Source organism: Yoonia sp., from assembly GCF_046292185.1.
In the GTDB taxonomy this organism is placed as follows: domain Bacteria; phylum Pseudomonadota; class Alphaproteobacteria; order Rhodobacterales; family Rhodobacteraceae; genus Yoonia.
Map to the genome: position 1 here is coordinate 1 of NZ_JBKBQY010000036.1, position 20,857 is coordinate 20,857.

Annotated in this window: 19 protein-coding genes; 9 read left to right on the top strand and 10 right to left on the bottom strand. The window is 59.8% G+C overall.

Annotated elements, in window-relative coordinates; genetic code table 11:
* Positions 1–283 precede the first annotated feature (283 nt).
* From dnaA to gyrB, 5 genes are all read left to right on the top strand, one after another.
* Complete coding sequence (gene dnaA, locus ACK4TM_RS08475) at positions 284–1,627, top strand: chromosomal replication initiator protein DnaA (protein WP_409699658.1); 1,344 nt, start codon at positions 284–286, stop codon at positions 1,625–1,627.
* A gap of 113 nt (positions 1,628–1,740) precedes the next feature.
* Positions 1,741–2,859 carry a DNA polymerase III subunit beta gene (gene dnaN / locus ACK4TM_RS08480; protein ID WP_409699661.1) on the top strand — a complete coding sequence of 373 codons (1,119 nt, stop codon included), beginning with the start codon at positions 1,741–1,743 and terminating at the stop codon, positions 2,857–2,859.
* 70 nt (positions 2,860–2,929) lie between these two features.
* Complete coding sequence (gene recF / locus ACK4TM_RS08485; protein ID WP_409699664.1) at positions 2,930–4,030, top strand: DNA replication/repair protein RecF; 1,101 nt, start codon at positions 2,930–2,932, stop codon at positions 4,028–4,030.
* On the top strand, positions 4,027–4,647 hold the full coding sequence (locus tag ACK4TM_RS08490; RefSeq protein WP_409699667.1) for a LysE family translocator: 621 nt from the start codon (positions 4,027–4,029) through the stop codon (positions 4,645–4,647). The genes recF and ACK4TM_RS08490 overlap by 4 nt, the downstream gene beginning before the upstream one ends.
* 93 nt (positions 4,648–4,740) lie before the next feature.
* Complete coding sequence (gyrB, locus tag ACK4TM_RS08495; RefSeq protein ID WP_409699670.1) at positions 4,741–7,155, top strand: DNA topoisomerase (ATP-hydrolyzing) subunit B; 2,415 nt, start codon at positions 4,741–4,743, stop codon at positions 7,153–7,155.
* A 37-nt stretch (positions 7,156–7,192) separates the two neighbouring features.
* Here gyrB and phnE read toward each other — a convergent pair whose 3' ends face one another.
* The 7 genes from phnE to ACK4TM_RS08530 form a co-directional block, all read right to left on the bottom strand.
* On the bottom strand, positions 7,193–7,984 hold the full coding sequence (gene phnE, locus ACK4TM_RS08500) for a phosphonate ABC transporter, permease protein PhnE (RefSeq protein WP_409699673.1): 792 nt from the start codon (positions 7,982–7,984) through the stop codon (positions 7,193–7,195).
* A complete protein-coding gene (locus ACK4TM_RS08505) occupies positions 7,981–8,766 on the bottom strand; it encodes a phosphonate ABC transporter ATP-binding protein (protein ID WP_409699676.1) in 786 nt (261 codons plus the stop codon). Before ACK4TM_RS08505 ends, phnE begins: the two co-directional genes overlap by 4 nt.
* Positions 8,767–8,845: 79 nt before the next feature.
* Entirely contained in the window at positions 8,846–9,730 is an 885-nt protein-coding gene (phnD, locus tag ACK4TM_RS08510) for a phosphate/phosphite/phosphonate ABC transporter substrate-binding protein (protein ID WP_409699679.1), read from the bottom strand.
* A gap of 87 nt (positions 9,731–9,817) precedes the next feature.
* On the bottom strand, positions 9,818–11,896 hold the full coding sequence (locus ACK4TM_RS08515; protein WP_409699682.1) for a S9 family peptidase: 2,079 nt from the start codon (positions 11,894–11,896) through the stop codon (positions 9,818–9,820).
* Positions 11,897–11,908: 12 nt separating this feature from the next.
* The gene (locus ACK4TM_RS08520; protein WP_409699685.1) at positions 11,909–12,955 is read right to left on the bottom strand and encodes an AbrB family transcriptional regulator; all 1,047 of its coding nucleotides are present in this window, start codon (positions 12,953–12,955) and stop codon (positions 11,909–11,911) included.
* Entirely contained in the window at positions 12,942–13,847 is a 906-nt protein-coding gene (locus ACK4TM_RS08525) for a rhodanese-related sulfurtransferase (protein WP_409699688.1), read from the bottom strand. The genes ACK4TM_RS08520 and ACK4TM_RS08525 overlap by 14 nt, the downstream gene beginning before the upstream one ends.
* A 32-nt stretch (positions 13,848–13,879) precedes the next feature.
* Entirely contained in the window at positions 13,880–15,118 is a 1,239-nt protein-coding gene (locus ACK4TM_RS08530) for an Hsp70 family protein (protein WP_409699736.1), read from the bottom strand.
* Between the two features lie 119 nt (positions 15,119–15,237).
* Here ACK4TM_RS08530 and pncA point away from each other — a divergent pair, with 119 nt between their 5' ends.
* From pncA to pncB, 4 genes are all read left to right on the top strand, one after another.
* Entirely contained in the window at positions 15,238–15,831 is a 594-nt protein-coding gene (gene pncA / locus ACK4TM_RS08535; RefSeq protein WP_409699691.1) for a bifunctional nicotinamidase/pyrazinamidase, read from the top strand.
* Positions 15,828–16,256 (top strand): glycosyltransferase family 2 protein, encoded by a 429-nt coding sequence (locus ACK4TM_RS08540; protein WP_409699694.1) that lies wholly within the window; start codon positions 15,828–15,830, stop codon positions 16,254–16,256. The genes pncA and ACK4TM_RS08540 overlap by 4 nt, the downstream gene beginning before the upstream one ends.
* Positions 16,257–16,289: 33 nt before the next feature.
* On the top strand, positions 16,290–16,718 hold the full coding sequence (locus ACK4TM_RS08545; protein ID WP_409699697.1) for a glycosyltransferase family 2 protein: 429 nt from the start codon (positions 16,290–16,292) through the stop codon (positions 16,716–16,718).
* A 92-nt stretch (positions 16,719–16,810) separates the two neighbouring features.
* Positions 16,811–18,103 (top strand): nicotinate phosphoribosyltransferase, encoded by a 1,293-nt coding sequence (gene pncB / locus ACK4TM_RS08550; protein WP_409699700.1) that lies wholly within the window; start codon positions 16,811–16,813, stop codon positions 18,101–18,103.
* Between the two features lie 378 nt (positions 18,104–18,481).
* Here pncB and arfB read toward each other — a convergent pair whose 3' ends face one another.
* The 3 genes from arfB to ACK4TM_RS08565 all read right to left on the bottom strand — a co-directional run bounded on the left by arfB (position 18,482) and on the right by ACK4TM_RS08565 (position 20,794).
* On the bottom strand, positions 18,482–18,901 hold the full coding sequence (gene arfB, locus ACK4TM_RS08555) for an alternative ribosome rescue aminoacyl-tRNA hydrolase ArfB (protein WP_409699703.1): 420 nt from the start codon (positions 18,899–18,901) through the stop codon (positions 18,482–18,484).
* A gap of 325 nt (positions 18,902–19,226) precedes the next feature.
* The gene (locus ACK4TM_RS08560) at positions 19,227–19,868 is read right to left on the bottom strand and encodes a queuosine precursor transporter (protein WP_409699706.1); all 642 of its coding nucleotides are present in this window, start codon (positions 19,866–19,868) and stop codon (positions 19,227–19,229) included.
* Positions 19,869–19,942: 74 nt separating this feature from the next.
* A complete protein-coding gene (locus ACK4TM_RS08565; protein WP_409699709.1) occupies positions 19,943–20,794 on the bottom strand; it encodes an esterase-like activity of phytase family protein in 852 nt (283 codons plus the stop codon).
* Between the last annotated feature and the right edge of the window lie 63 nt (positions 20,795–20,857).

Sequence of the window (20,857 nt, forward strand, 5' to 3'; positions counted from 1 at the left end):
TTGGGGCTGCGTGGCAAAAACGTAGAAACTTGTCTGTTTGTGTCGGTATCAGCGCCAGATCTGCTTTCTGGTTGCGGCTGCTGTCATGTTTCCACTTGCTGCCAAGGCGGCCTATGACGTTGACGTTGAAGGCTGCTGAAGGTCTGTCATTTTGCAAACAGCATTCCGGCCGGAGTTGGGTACTCCGGGCGTACAGGTGCTCTTTGTCCGGTGCGATGAACGATTGCGCGAGGGGAGTGCAGCCCTGCTGTGGGGTTGTACGGGGTTTAAGGTAAAGAAAAGAATGACGAACGATATTTGGGTGAAAGTGCTGGGCGCGCTTAAAGGGGCAATTGGAGCGAACAATTTTTCAAGCTGGATCGAACCGCTGGAATTTTCGCAGCTGACCGGCGGTGTCGCCGTGTTTCATGTCCCGACCAATTTCATCGGCAATTACGTCTCGCAGAATTTTGGTGATCAAATCATCTATCATCTGAACAAACAGGGCGAAGATGTGCAGCGCCTTCAGTTCAAAGTCCCAAGCCAGATGCAGGCCGCCCCCAAAGCTGCCCCCAAGCCTGCCGCAAAACCTGCTGGTCTGGATGAAATCACCGGCGCGCCGCTGGATGCGCGTTTTACCTTTGACACTTTCGTCGTCGGCAAACCGAACGAGCTGGCCCATGCCGCCGCCCGTCGCGTCGCCGATGGTGGCCCTGTCACCTTCAATCCCTTGTTTCTTTACGGTGGCGTTGGTCTGGGTAAAACCCACCTGATGCATGCCATCGCGCATGAATTGCAGCGCCGGTCGCCGGAACTCAACGTGCTGTATCTTTCCGCCGAACAATTCATGTATCGCTTTGTCACCGCCCTGCGCGAACGCAAGATGATGGATTTCAAGCAATTGTTCCGGTCCGTCGATGTGCTGATGGTCGATGACGTGCAGTTCATCGCCGGCAAGGACAGCACGCAGGAAGAATTCTTTCACACATTCAACGCTTTGGTGGACGGACAGAAGCAGATCATCATTTCGGCTGACCGTGCACCGGGCGAGATCAAAGATCTCGAAGATCGGATCAGATCACGTCTGCAATGCGGGCTGGTCGTTGACCTGCACCCCACCGATTACGAATTGCGCCTTGGCATCCTGCAATCCAAGGTCGAAGCTTTTTCCGCGCAATACCCCGGCCTGCAGGTCGCCCCCGGCGTGCTGGAGTTTCTGGCGCACCGGATTTCCACCAATGTGCGTGTGCTGGAAGGGGCGCTGACCCGGCTCTTTGCCTTTGCATCCCTTGTCGGGCGCGAGATCAATCTGGAACTGACGCAGGATTGTCTGTCTGACATCCTGAAAGCCTCTGACCGCAAGGTGACGGTGGAGGAAATCCAACGCAAAGTGTCCGAGCATTACAACATCCGCCTGTCCGATATGATCGGACCGAAACGTGTGCGCAATTATGCCCGCCCGCGCCAGATGGCGATGTATCTGGCCAAGCAGATGACCAACCGGTCCCTGCCTGAAATCGGCCGCCGCTTTGGCGGGCGCGACCACACCACTGTCATGCATGGCGTGCGCAAGATCGAAGAGCTGAAGGTGATCGACAGCCAGATCGCCGATGATCTGGAACTGCTGCGCCGCGCACTGGAAGCATAGCCGCGCTTGACGCCCGCAGCAGCATAAGAAACAAAACACTTGAGGCGGGCGCGGAATGCAGTAGGTTTTGCGTCCCGGCGTTGTCCGGCATCAAGATAGGCGGAGATTGGGATATGAAATTCAGCATCGAACGCGCGGCATTGCTCAAGGCTGTGGCGCAGGCCCAGTCCGTGGTCGAACGGCGCAACACGATACCGATCCTTGCCAATGTGCTGATCGAGGCGCAGGGCGATGAGGTGCATTTCCGCGCCACCGACCTCGACATAGAAATCGTGGACAAGGCCCCCGCCAAGGTCGAACGCGCGGGCGCGACGACCGTATCAGCGGTGACGCTGAATGAAATCGTACGAAAATTGCCGGATGGCGCCTTGGTATCCCTGACAGAAGAGGCCGCCACCGGGCGTTTGACGATCGAGGCGGGACGGTCCAATTTCTCGCTCGCCACTTTGCCGAAAGAAGATTTCCCGGTGATGGCGACCTCGGAATATGCGGCGAATTTCTCGATTAAGGCACCTGTACTTCGCAGGTTGTTTGATAAATCGAAATTCGCAATCTCGACTGAGGAAACGCGCTATTACCTCAACGGCGTCTATATGCATGTCGCGGACGGCGAATCCGGCAAGGTCCTGCGCTGTGTCGCCACCGACGGTCACCGCCTAGCACGGATCGATGCGGAATTGCCGATGGGGGCCGAAAGCATGGCCGGTGTCATCGTGCCGCGCAAGACAGTTGGCGAATTGCGCAAGCTGCTTGATGATGACGATATGAAAATCGCGGTGTCGGTGTCTGAAACCAAGATACGGTTTGCTACGCCCGATATCACCCTGACATCCAAGGTTATCGACGGGACTTTCCCAGATTACACCCGGGTCATTCCGCAGGGCAACACCCGCAGGTTGGAAGTCGACGCCAGCGAATTCGCCCGCGCGGTGGACCGCGTGGCCACTGTATCGTCCGAGCGGTCGCGCGCCGTGAAATTGTCGCTGGACGAAGACCGGCTGATCCTGTCGGTCAATTCGCCTGATTCCGGCGCAGCCGAGGAAGAACTGGCCGTCGCCTATTCTGATGAACGGCTGGAAATCGGGTTCAATGCAAAATACTTGCTGGAAATCGCCAGCCAAGTGGACCGCGAAAATGCGGTTTTCATGTTCAATTCTTCCGGCGATCCGACCCTGATGCGCGAAGGCAATGACATGTCGGCGATCTATGTCGTCATGCCGATGCGCGTGTGACAGCGGGCAAAATTTTTCGCGAAAAATTTTGCTGGGGGAAAGATTTTCGCGAAGATCTTTGGCAACATCCGTGACAAAACTCGCCCTCTCCCAAGTGACACTGTCGCATTTCCGGTCGCATAAACGCGCGGTGCTGGATCTGGCCCCCCGGCCGATGGCGATTTACGGGCCGAATGGCGCGGGCAAGACCAATATCATCGAAGCAATCTCGCTTTTGTCACCCGGTCGGGGGCTGCGCCGCGCCGGTGCGGATGATCTGGCGCGCAGGCCAGAGGCGCTGGGATGGAAAATCTCCGCGATTCTGCAGTCACTGCATCAGACCCATGAGTTGGAAACCTGGGCCGAGCCGGGCAGCCCGCGCCAGTTGCGCATTGATGGCAAGGCCGCGCCGCAGGTGGCGCTTGGCCGGATCGCGCGGGTGTTGTGGCTGGTGCCATCGATGGACCGGCTCTGGATCGAGGCGGCAGATGGGCGGCGCAGGTTTCTGGACCGCGCCACGTTGAGTTTTGAGCCAACCCATGCCGATGCCGTGCTGACATATGAAAAGGCGATGCGCGAACGTAACCGGCTGTTGAAAGACATGGTGCGCGACCCGCATTGGTACGCTGCGATTGAAGCACAAATGGCCGAGGCGGCCACGCAGATCACCACAAACCGCAACCGTGCGATTGACGAGTTGGCTGCAGCACAGACAGCAGCGGTGACGGCCTTCCCCACCGCCGCGCTGACGCTGACCTATCCCGACCCGTTGCCGGATGATCTGCAAACGGCTCTTGCCGATTACCGCAGCCGTGACATGGCGGCCGGGCGCACCTTGCTTGGCCCGCACCGCGCCGATCTGGAGGCCGTCTTTGCCGACAAGGGCATCAACGCCCGCGATTGTTCCACCGGCGAACAAAAGGCGCTGCTGATCAGCCTGATCCTTGCCAATGCCCGCGCGCTGGCACAGGATTTCGGCGCCCCGCCGATTTTACTGCTGGACGAGGTTGCAGCCCATCTTGACGCCACCCGCCGTGCGGCGCTTTATGACGAAATCTGCGCGCTCGGGGCGCAGGCTTTCATGACCGGCACAGGGCCGGAATTATTCACCGAACTGGGCAGCCGCGCGCAATATGCTGAAGTCACCGAAGAGCAGGGCCTGTCCAGCGTGCAACGCAAAGACATGATATGACCGTCACCGCCTCGGGCCTGTTGTTGTATACCGGCGCGTTGTTGATCCTGTTCATCACTCCCGGTCCTGTCTGGGTTGCGCTGCTGGCGAGGTCCCTGTCTGGCGGGTTCACCGCCGCCTGGCCCCTGGCGGTCGGCGTGGCGCTGGGGGATATCCTCTGGCCGCTGGTTGCCATTCTTGGGGTGACATGGCTGGTCTCGGCCTTTGCAGGGATCATGCTTGTGATGAAATGGATCGCCGTCGGCGTGTTCATCGTCATGGGGATCGGGTTGATCCGCGGTGCGGGACACAGCCTGCGGACCGACAGCCGCCTGACAAGGCCGGGCCGTTGGGCAGGGTTCGTGGCAGGTGTCGCCGTGATCCTTGGCAATCCCAAGGCGGTGCTGTTCTACATGGGCGTGCTGCCGGGTTTCTTTGATCTGACGCAGGTCACGCTGCCGGATATTATCGTGATCTGCACGCTTAGTTTCATGGTGCCCCTGATCGGCAATCTGGTTCTGGCGGGCTTTATCGGGCGCATGCGCGGCGTGTTGAAATCACCCGAAGGCCTGCGCCGGATCAATATCCTGGCAGGCTGGCTGCTGGTCGCGGTCGGCTGTGTGATCGCGCTGAGCTGACGGACCTCAAAACCCACAAAATATAGTGTCATCTGCGTGACATCCCCGGCCAAACCGCATATATTTTGCGTATTCAAGAACAGGACTGACCCAATGGCCGATGACGACAAGAAACAAGAAGAATATGGTGCCGATTCCATCAAGGTTCTCAAAGGGTTAGAGGCTGTTCGCAAGCGTCCCGGCATGTATATCGGCGACACCGATGACGGGTCCGGCCTGCACCACATGGTATACGAAGTCGTCGACAACGGCATTGACGAGGCGTTGGCCGGTCACGCCGACCATGTTTATGTGCGGATCAACGCTGATGCGTCCGTGACCGTGGGCGATAACGGGCGCGGTATCCCTGTCGGCATCCACGAAGGCGAAGGCGTTTCTGCCGCCGAGGTCATCATGACCCAGCTGCACGCAGGCGGTAAGTTCGACAGTAATTCCTATAAGGTTTCGGGCGGTTTGCACGGCGTTGGTGTATCCGTCGTCAATGCCCTGTCGGATTATCTGGAACTCCGCATCTGGCGTGAGGGCAAGGAACATTACGCAAGGTTCGAGGGTGGCTTTACCGTTGAATCCCTGCGCGTGGTCGGTGATGCCGATGGCCGCAAGGGGACAGAAATCACCTTCCTTGCCGCATTGACCACCTTCAGCAACCGCGATTTCGATTTTCACATTCTGGAGAAGCGGCTGCGCGAACTGGCGTTCCTGAATTCCGGCGTGCGGATCATTCTGGAAGACCTGCGCCCTGCCGAACCGCTCCGCACGGAATTGTTCTACGAAGGTGGCGTGCGCGAATTCGTCAAATATCTGGACCGGTCGAAAACACCCCTGATGGAAACCCCGATCTATGTTGTGGGTGAACGCGACGATATCGGGGTCGAGGTCGCGATGTGGTGGAACGACAGCTATAACGAAATGGTGCTGCCCTTTACCAATAACATTCCACAGCGCGATGGCGGCACGCATATGGCCGGGTTTCGCGGCGCGCTGACGCGCGCGATCACCAAATATGCGACTGAAACCGGGATCACCAAGAAAGAAAAGATCGCGATCACGGGCGATGACGCGCGTGAAGGCCTGACCTGCGTTTTGTCGGTGAAAGTGCCTGATCCGAAATTTTCCAGCCAGACCAAGGACAAGCTGGTCAGTTCAGAGGTCCGCCCTGCCGTTGAAAACCTGATGGGCGAGAAACTGAACGAATGGTTCGAGGAAAATCCGGCCATCGCCAAGTCGATCATTTCCAAAATTGTCGAGGCTGCCGCCGCCCGTGAAGCCGCGCGCAAAGCCCGTGAAATCCGCCGCAAATCGGCGATGGATGTGAATTTCAACGCCTCCAAGCTCAAGGATTGTTCTGAAAAAGACCCATCCAAGACCGAAGTCTTTCTGGTTGAGGGTGACAGCGCTGGTGGCTCTGCCCAGACCGGCCGTGACCGTGGCACGCAGGCGATCCTGCCTTTGAAGGGCAAGATCCTGAATGTCGAACGTGCGCGATTTGACCGGATGCTGGGCAGCCAAGAGATTGGCACGCTGGTCATGGCGCTTGGCACCGGCATTGGCCGGGGCGAATTCAACATCGACAAGCTGCGCTATCACAAGGTCATCATCATGACCGATGCTGACGTTGATGGCGCACATATCCGTACCTTGCTGCTGACCTTCTTCTTCCGCCAGATGCCGGAACTTATCGAAGGCGGGCATTTGTATATCGCGCAGCCACCGCTTTACAAAGTGTCGCGCGGTCGGTCCGAGGTTTACCTCAAGGATCAGGCGGCGATGGACGAATATCTGATCGAACAGGGCATCGACGGCGCGATGCTGCGGCAAGGCAATGGCGAGGAAATCGCCGGGGCCGACCTGCGCCGCATCGTGGAGGAGGCACGGCAACTGAAACGTGTGTTGGAAGCCTTCCCCACGCATTACCCCCGCCACATTCTGGAACAGGCCGCGATTGCCGGGGCCTTTGTGCCGGGCGTCGTGGAAAACGACCTGCAAGGCACCGCAGACCGCGTGGCGGCCCGGCTCGACCTGATCGCGCTGGAATGGGAACGCGGCTGGCAGGGCCGGATCACGCAGGACAAGGGCATGCGGCTGGCGCGTATCCTGCGCGGCGTGGAAGAGGTGCGCACGCTCGATGGTACGATGCTGCGATCCGGCGAGGCGCGGCGCACAGGGACATTCACGCAAAGCCTGCAGGACGTCTATAACCTGCCCGCGACTTTGGTGCGCAAGGACCGCAGCCAGCTGATCCACGGCCCGCTGGACCTGCTGCGCGCCATTCTGGAAGAAGGCGAAAAGGGACTGTCGCTGCAACGCTACAAAGGGCTGGGCGAAATGAACCCGGATCAGTTGTGGGAAACGACGCTGGACCCGGATGCGCGTACGCTGCTGCAGGTCAAGGTCGAGGATGTGGCCGAAGCCGACGATCTGTTCACCAAGCTGATGGGCGATGTGGTAGAGCCACGGCGCGAGTTTATCCAGACCAATGCGCTGAACGTGGAAAATCTGGACTTCTGACCCGACCGGGGGGCGGTATCATCCGCCCCCTTTTCGCTCAGATAATCCGTTTGCGGATCATGCTCGATAATTGCTCAAACCCGATCACGACGACGAGAATGACCAGAATGATCGCGGCCGCTTGATCATAGCGGAACAGCCGCATCGCCGTGGACAGTTCCACCCCGATCCCGCCCGCGCCGACCAGGCCCAGCGTTACGGCGGACCGGATCGCCTTTTCCACGCTGAACAGCGATGTGGCTGTCATCGACGCAAAACTTTCCGGCAAGATCGCGCCAAAGATTACCGACAACCGGCCTGCGCCGGTGGCGGTCAAAGCCTCTGATGGGCCCTTCTGGACCTCTTCAAATCGTTCTGAATAGAACCGCGCGGCAAAACCGATCGTATCCATGATGATGGCGAGGATACCGGCCAGTGGCCCAAGCCCAACCGTGACGACAAATATCAACGCCCAGATCAGATCGGGGATCGTGCGGGCGACCGAAATCACAAACCGGGCAATCGTACGCACCACCATATTGGGGGCGGTATTGCGCGCGGCCAGAATGGCCAGCGGGATCGAAAACAGGCAACCAAAGGTCACACCGACAATCGCGATATTCATGGTTTCCAGCATCGCATCGGCGATATTGGGTAACCGGATGAAATCGGGTGGCACGGCCTGACCGACGAAGCGCACAAGGTTGTTCGCCCCGCGCACCAGCCGGTCGAGCGAGATGTCAGAGGCGATCATACCCTGAATAAAAAATGCGGCAAAGCCAACCGCGACCACCCATGTCAGGGCGGATGGGGCGCGAAAACGGGGCGGCAGTTTGCTGTGGTCACTCATGCTGCGACCTCGGTTGGCTGCGCATCGACGCGGGTCATGCCGGTATAAAGTGTGTTAAGTTGTTCCTTGTTAGTATCAGAAGCAGGTGAATCAATGGCAATATGCCCTGCCTTCATTCCGATGACCCGATCGCCATATTCCTGCGCCAGATCCAGCTGATGCAGGGTGCAGAGCATCGACAGCTTTTCTTCACGTACGATCCGCCATAACAGATCCAGCACTTCCCGCCCCGCTTTGGGATCAAGGCTCGCAATAGGTTCATCGGCGATGACCACGCGGGGGTCCTGCATCAGCATCCGCGCGATGGCGACGCGCTGTTGCTGCCCCCCCGACAGTTCAGAAGGGCGGTGCAGGGCGCGATCCGCCATCCCGACGCGGTCCAGACAATGCATCGCTTTTTCGCGATCCGCGGCAGAGGCTGTAATCCCAAGGCAGGACAGCAACCCAAACCGTTGCCGCCCAAGCGATCCGAACAACACATTCTGAAATGCGTTCAACTGCGGCACCAGATTGAAATGCTGAAACACATAGCCCATGCCCTGCCGGATCTTGCGTAATTCGCTGCGGGATGCGCCGGACAGGGCATCGCCATGGATACGGATCGTGCCGGATTGCAGTTTTTCCAGCCCGTTCAGGCTGCGCATCAGGGTGGATTTGCCGCAGCCATTGGCGCCCAGCAGCACAACCCCCTGATCTGCCGGAATGGTGAATGAAATGCCGCGCAAAACCTGCAACTTGCCGTAGCTGACGAACAGCTTCTCGGCCTGGATAGCGGGGGTCATGATCAATCCTTTCACTGTTGAAATGGCAAGGGGCGGCCAATCCTGTCGGATGGCCGCCCCCCGTCAGATATGGCGGTGCTCAGTCGTCCAGTGCGATACCGGCGACCTCATAAGCGTGGCGCACCACGTCATAGATGGCAGGGTCGGTGTCGAAGGACATATAGGAATCATCTTCAATGAACTTGTCGGCATTGCGTTCGGTTGCTGTTAGCGCTGCCCACAGCTCGTCTTCGTTTTCACGCAGCGTGGCACGCAACGCATCACGGCAATCTTGCGGCAGCGTGGCACGCATCACGACAGGGTCGCCGGGCAGCGTTTCGGTCTGGCCGATCAGACGATATTCGGTGTCGGGGTCTTGTGCGCGCACGGCGTCATAATCCTTGTTGCCGCCGCCCATGGCGTCGACATCGCCGTTTATCAAAACCTGAATGCGGGCGTCACCGGCCATGACAATGTCGGAATCGCTCATCGGGTCAAGCCCGGCTTCGGCCATCATCATCATCGGAAAGATATGGCCCGACGTGGACCCGACATCCTTTAGCGCGACGCGGCGACCGCGCAGGTCTTCCATGCTCATGATATCGCTGTCGGCCTTGACCACAAAGCTGGAGCCATAGCTGGGGCGCACGACAGAGAACAGCACGTCCATTTCAGCCAGCTGCTGGAACAGCACGAATTCGGACGGACCAGCAAAGACAAATTCGACTTCGTCAAATTGCAGGGCTGTGCCCGCAGCGGTGCGGTTCGACAGCGAATAAAGCGCCAGTTCCACGCCGGTGATTTCCTCGAATGTTTCGGCGAAGGGGCCGAAAGCTTCGGTCAGATCGCCCATGCCTTCGATGCCGGTGTCGGCCATGCGCAATGGCGCGGGGCAGGCGTCAGCGACGGATTGCGCGGCGACAGGTGCAGCCAGCAAAGCGCCAAAGGCAGCAGCGGTCAGGGCGGTGCTGTTCAGTCTATTCATCAAAGCGTCTCCTCGGGTTAGGTTCCGGAGACGCCTATCGTGTGAAAACAACAGTTATGTGACAGCCGTTATGCTGCCCGGCTGCAATCAGGCCTTTCCAACAACCTTCAGTGCGAAAACATAGGATCTTGCGGCATCCTCAAGTGCGGCAAAACGCCCGGTCTTTCCGAAATGCCCAGATGTCATGTTGGTTTTCAGCAGCAGGATATTGTCGTCGGTCTTGGTGATACGCAGTTTGGCGACCCATTTGGCCGGTTCCCAATAGGTGACGCGCGGGTCCGACACGCCAGCGGTGACGAGCATCGCGGGGTAATCCTGTGCCGTGACATTGTCATAGGGCGAATAGGCGCGGATATCGTCAAAGGCGGTTTTGCTGGCAATCGGATTGCCCCATTGCGACCATTCGCCAGGTGTGAGGGGCAGGGTATCATCAAGGATCGTGGTCAGCACATCGACAAACGGCACATCGGCGATCACACCGGCCCACAGGTCTGGCCGCATGTTCACCACTGCACCGACCAGCAGACCACCCGCCGATCCGCCCTGGCATACGATTCGGCCCTGGCTGGTGTATTTCTGCGCGACAAGCGCCTCGGCCGCGCCGATGAAATCATGGAACGTGTTGGCTTTGCGTCCGAATTTGGCGTCCTCATACCACGCGCGGCCCTTTTCCTCGCCGCCGCGCACATGGGCGATGGCATAAACGAAACCGCGATCCACCAGCGACAGACGGTTGGCGGAAAAGCCTGCGGGCATCGATGCGCCGTAGGAGCCGTAGCCATAAAGCAGGCAAGGCGCGGTGCCGTCCGTCGGGGTCGTTGCATGGTGCAGTATGGTGACAGGAACCATCGCCCCATCATGCGACGGTGCCATGATCCGGCGCGTGACGTAATCCGCAGGGTTGTGGCCCGATGGAAGTTCGGTCTGTTTCATAAGCACGCGGTCACCCGTGGACAGATCAAAATCGAACACTTGTGACGGCGTTGTGGGCGATGAATAGGTAAAACGGAATATATCCGTCTCATATTCCGCGCTGGGATCGGCACCCAACGCATAGGCTTCTTCATCGAAGGCGATGCTTTGCACATCGCCAGACTGCCCCTGATAGCAGATGCGCGGCAGGGCGTTTTCACGTTCCACCCAGATCAGCCAATCGCGATAGGTGGCCAGCCCAATGATCATCCGGCCCGCGCGATAGGGCACGGCATCGACCCAATGCGCGCGCTGCGGGGTGGCCACCGGGGCTTTGACAATTTTGAAATCAACTGCGCCGTCGGCATTGGTCAGGATGACGAAATGATCACCCTGATGGTCGATCTCATATTCCAGCCCTTCGGTGCGCGGCTCGATCAACATTGGCGCGGCGTCTGGCGCGGCGGTGGGGATCACCCAAACCTCGTTTTCGTCGTTCATGCCGGTGGATATCTGGACATAGGCACCCGACCGCAACCGGCTGACGCCGACGAAATAGCGGGGGTCTTTTTCTTCATAGATCAGTATATCATCGGCGGGGTCGCTGCCGATCCGGTGGCGGAACACTTTGTTCGGATGGTGCCTGTCATCGACGCGGACATAAAGCAGTGTGGCATCGTCCACCCATGCGACCGAGCCGACATCGGGGATCAGCGTGTCGCTGTCCCGGCCCTTGCCCGTATCCCGCAGGCGCAGGGTAAAGAATTCGGAACCAGCGGTATCCGCGCTCCACGCCAGCATCCCGTGACCGGGGGAGACGGCTATTGTCCCCAGATCGAAATATGCATGTGCCGCCGCTTCGGCATTCACATTCAGCAGGGCTTTTTCATCCCCGCCGTCACGGGCGGTGCGGATCAACACGGGATGTTCGTCGCCTTCCGCATAACGCATGACATAGGCGTAAGGCCCGTGCTTGCGCGGGACGGATGCATCGTCTTCTTTGATCCGGCCGCGCATTTCCGCGATCAGTTTCGCCTGTAGATCGGGGGTATCCGCCATGGCACGGTCGTAATAGCCATTCTCGGCCTTCAGATAATCCGCGATATCCTTGGGCAATTTGGCCGGATCGCGCATCGCCTCTTGCCAGTTCTCCGCCCGCAGCCAGCCAAAATCATCGTGCAGGGTGACGCCATGCACATCGGTTGTCGTCGGGCGTTTGTCGGCAAAGGGGGCGTGGGGTAAATGGGTGAACATCGAAATTTCCAATCAGGTCGGGCGTTTGCGGATCATCGCAAAGACAACAGGGGCGGCACCAATCACCAGCGTAATGCGGATGACGTGTATGACAGAGACATAGGTCGCATCCTGCTGCATCGCGAGGGTCAGCAGGGACATTTCCGTCAGCCCGCCGGGGGCATAAGCCAGAAACGCCTGCGCCAGCGGCATGCCGCCCGCCAGCACGATGATTTCGGCAAAACCCACCGCGATCAGCAGCATGACAGCGCAGGAAAGTGCTGCCAGCCCGATATCGCGGCGAATATCGGCCAGCGTGGCACCGACAAAGCGGGTGCCGATGATCGTGCCGACGGTAATCTGGGCGATGATGACAAACAGGCTGGGCGGCGGCACGGTGACCCAGCCGGTGAAATGGGCGATCCCGCTCAGGATCATCGGGCCAAAGACGGGGGCGGCAGGTAAACGGGCAATTTTGCCGAACCACGCGCCCACCACGGCACAGGCGCCAAGGATCGCGTAATCGCGCAGGGTCAGTGCGTCCAGCGCGGTCCAGTTGGCATTGTCTGTCCCGCCGGCAGAGACCCCCAGCACCAGCCCGAAAAACAGCGCGACAAAGATGATCACGATCATCACGCGCGCGGCATGGGCCAGCGCGATCTGGCGTTCATTGCCGCCCGCCTCTGCGCCAAGGATCACCATCTCATTCAGTCCGCCGGGCATGGAGGCATAATACGCAGTGACCGGATCATAGCCACCGACACGGCGGTAGATCACAAAAGACGCACCCGCCGCGACCAGCAGGAAAGGCGGCAACAGCACCAGCGTCAGCACCCATGTTGACAATTGCCCGATCAGTTCCGCCGTGACGCCAGACCCCAGCAGCACACCGATTACCGGCACCACGATATTGCGCAACCCGCTTGGCCCCTGCACCGGGGCGCGCAACATGGCCGCGACGATATTGGCGATCATGGGCCCCAGCATCCAGGGCAAAGGCAGGCCTATGAAAAACGCCGCCACGCCGCCCGCCAGCCCGATGACCAGCGCCAGAAGTGTCTTGCGATTAAAGCCCGCCAATATGCCGGGTCCCGCGATCCTTGGCCAAGGCGATCTGTTTTTGCCGCTCGCGAAAACGGTCCTTATCCGCTTCGCTCGTGGTCTCGGCGCAATTGTGGCAGGCGACACCTTCTTCATATTTGGGGTGGTTGCGGTCGGCAGGGACCAGCGGCATCCGGCAGGCATGGCACAGGAAATGCGGCCCTTCGGTCAACCCGTGGCCCACGCTGACCCGCCCGTCAAAGACGAAACATTCGCCGTCCCATTTGCTGGCCTCTTGAGGCACTTCTTCGAGATATTTCAGGATCCCGCCCCTAAGGTGATAGACCTCATCCACACCTTGACCCATCAGGTAATTGGTGGATTTTTCACAACGTATCCCGCCGGTGCAGAACATCGCGATCTTCTTGTTGTGGAACCGGTGTTTGTTGGCTTCCCACCATGCGGGGAACTCGCCGAACGTCTTGGTCTGCGGATCAATTGCACCGTCAAAGGTGCCAATCGCCACCTCATAATCATTGCGGGTGTCGATCACGGCGACATCGGGCGCGCTGATCAGATCGTTCCAATCGCTGGGGTCCACGTAATGGCCAACACGCGACACCGGGTCGATATCTGGCTGGCCCATGGTGACGATTTCGCGCTTGAGCCGGACCTTCATCCGGTGGAACGGCGCGGTTTCAGCCGTGCTTTCTTTCCATTCCAGTCCGGCACAACCGGGCAGCGCGCGGATATGTGCCAGCACCGCATCAATCCCCGCACGATCACCGGCGATGGTGCCGTTGATCCCTTCCTGCGCAAGCAGCAAGGTGCCGCTGACGCCCCGCGCCCGGCACAGATCCTGCAACGGGCCGCGCAGGGCAGCCGGGTCGGGAAAGCGTGTGAAGTGATACAGGGCTGCGACAATATGCATAGGCGATGGATTACGCCTGCCGCGTCCGGGGTTCAAGAGGGGCCAGCCGCCAATGCCAGCCCGTCGGCGACCGCCGTGAACGCCTCGCCCCGTTCCAGCGTGGCCTGCGGGAACAGATCGATCATCGCCGCCTCGACATTCTGCAACAGGCTGGACCCGCCGACAAAGACGATCTTGGCGATCTTTTCCGAGGAGACCCCTGCGATATCCAGCGTTTCTGCCGCGCAGGCCCTGATCGCCGCAGTGTGATCAGCAAGCGCGCTGTCCATCTCGGCCTTGCGGGTCGGCGCCCAAAGGTCCGGGGCGACCACGCGCAGATCAATGCCGGTCTGGTCCAGATCCGGTGCATTCAGCCGGATCTTGCCCGCCTCGACGGCAAAGGCGATGTCATGGCCAAGTTCCATATCCAGCACGGTTTGCAGACGTGTAAACAGCGCCGGATCAACACCCAGCTTGGCAAAGCTTTCCGCCATACGCCGGTTTTCAGGGGTGTAGACAAAGGCGATCTTTTGCCAGGTCGCCAGATCGTTATAGATGGCATTTGGCGCGGTATGGGTCCCGCTGCCCATCGCATTGCCGATCTCTGCCCCGCGGCCGAGCAGGGGCATCACCTGCGCCAGACTGATCGCGCGGTCAAAATCGGTCCCACCGACGCGGACCCCGTGACTGGCGATAATCCGTGTGGCATTGCCGTCGCGTTCAAAGATCGAAAAATCCGATGTGCCGCCGCCTATATCCACCACCAACCCCAGCGCGCCCTTGTCCAGCGGACCTGCCGCCAGTGCGGCTGCCTCTGGTTCATACATGAATGTCACGTCCTGAAACCCTGCCAGCAGATACGCCGCGCGCAGATCGACCTCTGCCTGTGCATCGCGCGCGGGATCGCTGGAATGAAACCGCACCGGACGACCGGACAGGGCATGGGTGTAGGTCTGACCCGTCTCCGCTTCCGCCCGTTCCCGGATCATCGCCAGAAACCGCGCGACGACATCCAGCAAGGTCAGCCGTTCGTGTCCAATCTGCCGACGTTCGCGCAACAGCGGTGTACCAAGAACCGATTTCAGCGCGCGCATGAATCGCCCCTCGCGGCCTTGGGTCAGCGCGGCATTGGCGATGGACCCATAGCTGGTGACTTTGCGATCCGCGTCAAAGAATACCGAAGTCGGCAAGGTCGTGCGCCCTGGTTCCACCGCGATCAGATGCGGACGGTCCGCAACCATGACCCCGGCGGCTGTGTTGGAGGTGCCGAAATCGATCCCGAGCGTTGCCATGCGTTCCTCGCAAAAACGCAGGCGATAGAAAAATTGCACGGCGCGCGCAAGCCCCCGGCTTTCGTTCAGGTCAAATCAATGGCAGATTGCGCGCGAACCACTTAAACGGGAAAACCGCCATGACCCATGCTCTCATCGTGATCGACGTGCAAAAAGACTTCTGCCCCGGTGGCGCGCTGGCGGTGACGGGCGGTGATCAGATCGTGCCGGGGATCAATGCCGCGATGAATGATTACGACGTCGTCGTGCTGACGCAGGACTGGCACCCGGCGGGGCATTCGTCCTTCGCATCCACCCACGACGCCGCAGAGATGAGCATGATCGACATGCCCTATGGCCCGCAGGTTTTGTGGCCCGATCATTGCATCCAGGGATCGCTTGGCGCGCAGTTTCATCCCGATCTGACAGTGGACCGCGCCGATCTGATCCTCCGCAAAGGCCATAATCCCGCGATCGACAGCTATTCGGCGTTTTTTGAGAACGACAAGACCACGCCCACCGGGCTGGAGGGATATCTGCGGACACGCGGGATCACCCGGATCACGCTGGTGGGCTTGGCGCTGGATTTCTGCGTCGCCTATTCGGCGATGGACGCGGCAAGGCTGGGGTTTGACGTGACAGTGCAGTCTGACCTGTGCCGTGCGATTGATTTCGACGGGACACTGGCACGCGCCAAGGCCGATATGCAGGCGGCGGGTGTGATTCTGGCATGATGGTGTCGATCATCATCCCGACCTATAACCGGCCCGCGCTGCTGCAACGGGCGGTCGCCTCGGCGCTTGCCGCCTGTCCGGGGGACGGAGAGGTGATCGTGGTCGATGACCGTTCTGACACGGCGGTCAAGGCCCTGTGCAAGGTCGACGACCACCCCCGCCTGCGGATATTGACCAACACCGGCGACAAGGGCGCCGCCGGCGCGCGCAACCATGGCGTGGCGCAGGCACTGGGCGAGATCGTGATGTTTCTGGATGATGATGATACGCTTGTGGCCGGATATCCGAGAAGGGTGTCGCGCGCCGCCCATCAGGGCGCGGACTGGGGGTTTTCGTCACGGCAGATGGTTGTCGGTGATCAACTACCAGACATGGAAACGCAGCAGGCCGAAGGCAGCTTGTTATCCGAGAAGGCATCACTTTAAAAACAGATCGCAGCCTTTTCTTCAGGCTTTTGGGTGCGCCGTGATGTATTCGTCAAACTGGGCGGCATTGCCCCCGATCAGGTCAATGATGAAGATACTGACTTTTGCTGCCGCCTAGTCGCCGCGGGCCATCGCGCGTGGTTCGAACCAGCGGCTGGCTGCGTGGTTTATCGCGCCTATGAGACGGGGCCTGACGTCGCCCCGCAGTTGACACTCGTCTTCGATCCGGTTGTTGCCTCACAATGTTATGCACGGACCTTCGTGCGAAACGAAGCGGCGTTCCGCAAAAACCCTGCGGCCCGCTGGTTTCTTTTGTTTCGCGCACTGCGCGCCAGCGCGCGCAATCAGGTCGACGAGGTGGCGCGTGATTTACTCGCTGGCCTTCCATTGGGAGTTTTCAAGCTCAGGGGCTATCTGTACTGGCAGACCAAACGGCTGGGGAAACGTCTGGGATATCGCTGATTGTTCGCACTTTTACTATGGATGGCGGGCTTTGCAGCCTTGAAAGCCCCGGCGCGCCTTGCTCTAACACCCCAAACCTACAGGGGAACACCATGGTCGACATCGCCACCCGCGTCTGGAACCACAAATGGAAGATTGACCCCATCGTGCGGTCGCTCATCGATACCGATTTCTACAAGCTGCTGATGTGCCAGTCGGTGTTCCGCAACCACCCCGACACACAAGTTACCTTCAGCCTGATCAACCGGACCAAGTCCATCCGCCTCGCCGATCTTGTGGATGAAGGCGAATTGCGCGAACAGCTCGACCATATCCGCAGCCTCCGCCTGACGCGGGGCGAAAGCACATGGCTGCGCGGCAATACATTCTATGGCAAGCGGCAGATGTTCACCCCCGCCTTCATGGAATGGTTCGAGAACCTGCAACTGCCCCCCTACCATCTGGAAAAGATCGACGGGCAATACGAACTCACGTTCGAAGGCTCATGGCCAGAGGTCATGCTGTGGGAAATCCCCGCCCTTGCCGTGATCATGGAGCTGCGCGGGCGGGCGGTGCTGAAAGGCATGGGGCGGTTTGAACTACAGGTGCTTTACGCCCGCGCCATGACGAAACTTTGGGAAAAGGTCGAACAATTACAGTCCATTCCCAACCTGCAACTGGCCGATTTCGGCACGCGGCGGCGGCATTCCTACCTCTGGCAGGATTGGTGCGTGCAAGCGATGAGCGAGGGGCTGGGCAGCAACTTCCGCGGCACCTCCAACTGCCGGATCGCCATGATGCGCGAGATTGAGGCGATCGGCACCAACGCCCACGAACTGCCCATGGTCTACGCCGCCCTCGCCGAAACCGACGAGGCGCTGCGGCAGGCCCCCTACAATGTGCTGGCCGACTGGCAGGACGAACACGACGGCAACCTGCGGATCATCCTGCCCGACACCTACGGGACCAAAGGCTTCCTCGACCGCGCGCCCGACTGGCTGGCCGGCTGGACCGGTATCCGCGTCGACAGCGGCGACCCGGCGGCAGGGGCTGAGGTGGCGATCAACTGGTGGCAGTCGCGCGGCGAGGACCCGCGCCAGAAACTGGTGATCTTCTCCGACGGGCTGGACGTGGCCAAGATCATCGAACTGCAGGCGCAATTCGCCGGACGGGTGCGGGTCAGTTTCGGATGGGGGACGATGCTAACCAATGATTTCAAGGGGTTGGTGGAAGGGGACGCGCTGGCACCGTTCAGCCTTGTCTGCAAGGCGGTCAGCGCGAACGGTCGGCCCACGGTGAAGCTGAGTGATAACCCAAACAAGGCGATGGGGCCGGTGGAGGAGATCGCGCGGTACAAGCGGGTGTTCGGGGTGGGCGAGCAGGAGCGGGTGGAGGTTGTGGTTTAGGGTTTTGCGTAGAGATTTTCGATTACTGCTTTAATCTCTCTTCCTGTTCCTCCAACAGGTTTGTTCCCGATCGCGGTTCACATTTTGAACTTCATCGGCGTCATTTGCCGACTTCCTTTTTCAAATATGTCTCGATATCTAAAATTCCGCGCGCTTACAAACTCCGTGCAAATCACTCCCTGCACAAGCAACGCATGCTGCCTTAACCCTTTCTTAACGCCTTCCAGTGTAGACTGGCACAACCCACCTGCGCACAAGGCATCCCCGCCGGAAACCTTCCCCGCGGGGAAGGTCCCGTAGGGTGCGCATTCATGCGCACCCCCCTGTCGCCATCCCGACGACCACGCGGAACAAAGCTGCGCATGAAGTCCCCCCCCCTCACTCCTCCACCTTCCCCCGCATCGCCTTCACTTCCCCCCGTACCTTTTTTGCCTTCAGTCGCCGTTTGACCGCGCCATAGGTCGGCTTGGTCGCGACGCGGCGTTTCGGAACGACCGTCGCGCTGCGGATCAGCTCGGCCAGCCTGTCGCGGGCGATCTCGCGGTTGCGGGCCTGGCTGCGGGTGTCCTGCACGAAAATCACGATTGCCCCCTCGCTGGTCCAGCGCCGCCCGGCCAGCCGCCGCAGCCGCCGTTTCACCGGATCGGGCAGGTTGGGGGATCTTTCCGCCTCGAACCGCAATTCGACGGCGGTGGACACCTTGTTCACATTCTGCCCGCCGGGGCCGGAGGCGCGGGCAAAGCTTTCCGTCAGCTCCCAATCGGCAATGGTGATCTGGTTGGTGATGCGCAGGGTCATGGCGGTCTCTTCTGATCTGGGGTGTGCGGTCGCATCTGGCTGCGCCAAACGCTGACCCGCACACGTCGAAAGCTGCGCTTTCGACGTAAAAAGGGCTACCCCGTTGGGATAGCCCTTTCCTGAATGTCGGAGGTGGGTCGGTTAGGATTACCACCTTGGGGTTAATTCAGCCAAGGGCTGCCTTAGCTGCGCGCCCCCCAAGTTGTCCCGCCACACGTTTCCAATACTTCATGATGCACTGGATCACCTCCTTTCAAATGTTTCACTACCTGTAGATTTGCACAGATCTGGTATATTTCAAGTAAAAATATACCACCCGTCGCGTTTATATTTTAGCCTGCTGTAAACGCCCAACAATTAGGCGGAACGGCACCAGCGCCAACAGCGCGATGGTCAGTTTGACACCCCAGTCCGCTACGGCCAGCGACACCCAAAGCGGCACCAACGGCCCCGCGCTCAGGAAGGGTGCGGCGTCCTGGGCCCAGGTGACTTCCTCTGCTGCCGTGGCCGACAGCCCGTTGAACAATGCCGCAAAGGCGATGGTGAAGAAAATCACCGTATCGACCGTGGACCCGACGATCGTACTGGTCAGCGGCGCCTTCCACCACGACCCATCGCGTAGCCGATCAAAGATCGCGATATCAAGGAGTTGCGCGACGCCGAATGCCGTGGCCGAGGCGATGGCGATCCGCAAGGCAACGGCGGGATAGGTATATCCGTCACCTTGCAGCATAATCTGCGTGCCGACCAGGCTGCAGACGATCCCGACGATCAGGCCCGCGAACACGACCTTCCGCGCGGCCTGCGTACCGTAAACCCGGTTCATCACATCGGTGACAAGAAAGGCCAACGGATAGGTGAACGCGCCCCAGGTCAGCAGGCCATCTAGAATCAGGAATTGCACGAGGATATTGGAGGCCACGACGATGGCGGCCATGGCGATAACGCCGGGAAGGATGCGTGTCATTTGAATGTTTCCGTTTTGACAAGGGTGCGGCACTTGGCCCCTGCGTGGGGACAGCGCGACCTAACGCTCGCGCGTCAATCCGTCAACCGGTATTCCACGAGCTCGGTCCGTTGGAAAAGCACGAAGTTATCGTCAGAGATCATTGTCAGCCGCAGTCCCTGTGGGTCCTGCCAGACGCTGATCCCTTCCAGATTGTCATGTTGGCGTGCGCGGGTTTCCAGCAAGACTTCTTCGTCTCCGCCCTGCAGGTTGAACCGCCGCACCCGGCTGCGAAAACCGATCCCGATGAAATCCCGTTCCAGTATATAAAGCCGCCCGTCCGGCCCGATATCCGCCCCCGCCACCAGAAACGCCCCGCGCCGCGGGATATCAAAAGGCTGATCCCAGATGCCATCCTTCAGCCGGTAAACCGGAAACGGCTGAGTTGCCGCCCCCGACCGTTCGGGGATCGTATAGAGTGCGCCATCATTGCCGATGGCCAGCGCCTCTAACGAGGCATTGTTCTGCATCCAGTCAAAGGCGGGCGTCGTCATCAAATTCGATCCTGGCGCATCCACGGTGCCAAATCGGCGGATGCCGTGCATCCATTCGAAAGAGACGTAGATCGTCCCGTCAGGGGCAATTGCCAGCCCTTCGCTATCGCTTTCGGGGCGGGTTAGCGCCCGCCCGCCGGGACCCGTCATCGGGATCAGGGGGCCGGGGATGATCCTAGTGATGCGCCCGTCTGTCCGTTCAATTGTGCCGGTGATGAACGATCCCCGGTCACTGACCGCGACAAAGCTGTTCCCGTCGTCAAGCATCTCGATGGCGGAAAATCCGCCAAAAAGCGGGTCGTCCGATGTCCAGGTGTAACTGCCGATCAGGGCCACCTCTGTCTGGGCGGGTACGGCCAGCCAAAGGGCTGTGAGAATGGCGGTCAGGCGCAAGGCAGGGTCATTTCATCTGAAAGGCTTCCGCCTCAGTCTAACGTGCAACGGTTAAGATAAGGT

Coding starts and splice junctions, on each gene's coding strand:
- dnaA (WP_409699658.1), top strand. CDS start 284: ATGACGAACGATATTTGGGTGAAAGTGCTGGGCGCGCTTAAAGGGGCA.
- dnaN (WP_409699661.1), top strand. CDS start 1,741: ATGAAATTCAGCATCGAACGCGCGGCATTGCTCAAGGCTGTGGCGCAG.
- ACK4TM_RS08490 (WP_409699667.1), top strand. CDS start 4,027: ATGACCGTCACCGCCTCGGGCCTGTTGTTGTATACCGGCGCGTTGTTG.
- gyrB (WP_409699670.1), top strand. CDS start 4,741: ATGGCCGATGACGACAAGAAACAAGAAGAATATGGTGCCGATTCCATC.
- phnE (WP_409699673.1), bottom strand. CDS start 7,984: ATGAGTGACCACAGCAAACTGCCGCCCCGTTTTCGCGCCCCATCCGCC.
- ACK4TM_RS08505 (WP_409699676.1), bottom strand. CDS start 8,766: ATGACCCCCGCTATCCAGGCCGAGAAGCTGTTCGTCAGCTACGGCAAG.
- phnD (WP_409699679.1), bottom strand. CDS start 9,730: ATGAATAGACTGAACAGCACCGCCCTGACCGCTGCTGCCTTTGGCGCT.
- ACK4TM_RS08515 (WP_409699682.1), bottom strand. CDS start 11,896: ATGTTCACCCATTTACCCCACGCCCCCTTTGCCGACAAACGCCCGACG.
- ACK4TM_RS08525 (WP_409699688.1), bottom strand. CDS start 13,847: ATGCATATTGTCGCAGCCCTGTATCACTTCACACGCTTTCCCGACCCG.
- ACK4TM_RS08530 (WP_409699736.1), bottom strand. CDS start 15,118: ATGGCAACGCTCGGGATCGATTTCGGCACCTCCAACACAGCCGCCGGG.
- pncA (WP_409699691.1), top strand. CDS start 15,238: ATGACCCATGCTCTCATCGTGATCGACGTGCAAAAAGACTTCTGCCCC.
- ACK4TM_RS08540 (WP_409699694.1), top strand. CDS start 15,828: ATGATGGTGTCGATCATCATCCCGACCTATAACCGGCCCGCGCTGCTG.
- pncB (WP_409699700.1), top strand. CDS start 16,811: ATGGTCGACATCGCCACCCGCGTCTGGAACCACAAATGGAAGATTGAC.
- arfB (WP_409699703.1), bottom strand. CDS start 18,901: ATGACCCTGCGCATCACCAACCAGATCACCATTGCCGATTGGGAGCTG.
- ACK4TM_RS08560 (WP_409699706.1), bottom strand. CDS start 19,868: ATGACACGCATCCTTCCCGGCGTTATCGCCATGGCCGCCATCGTCGTG.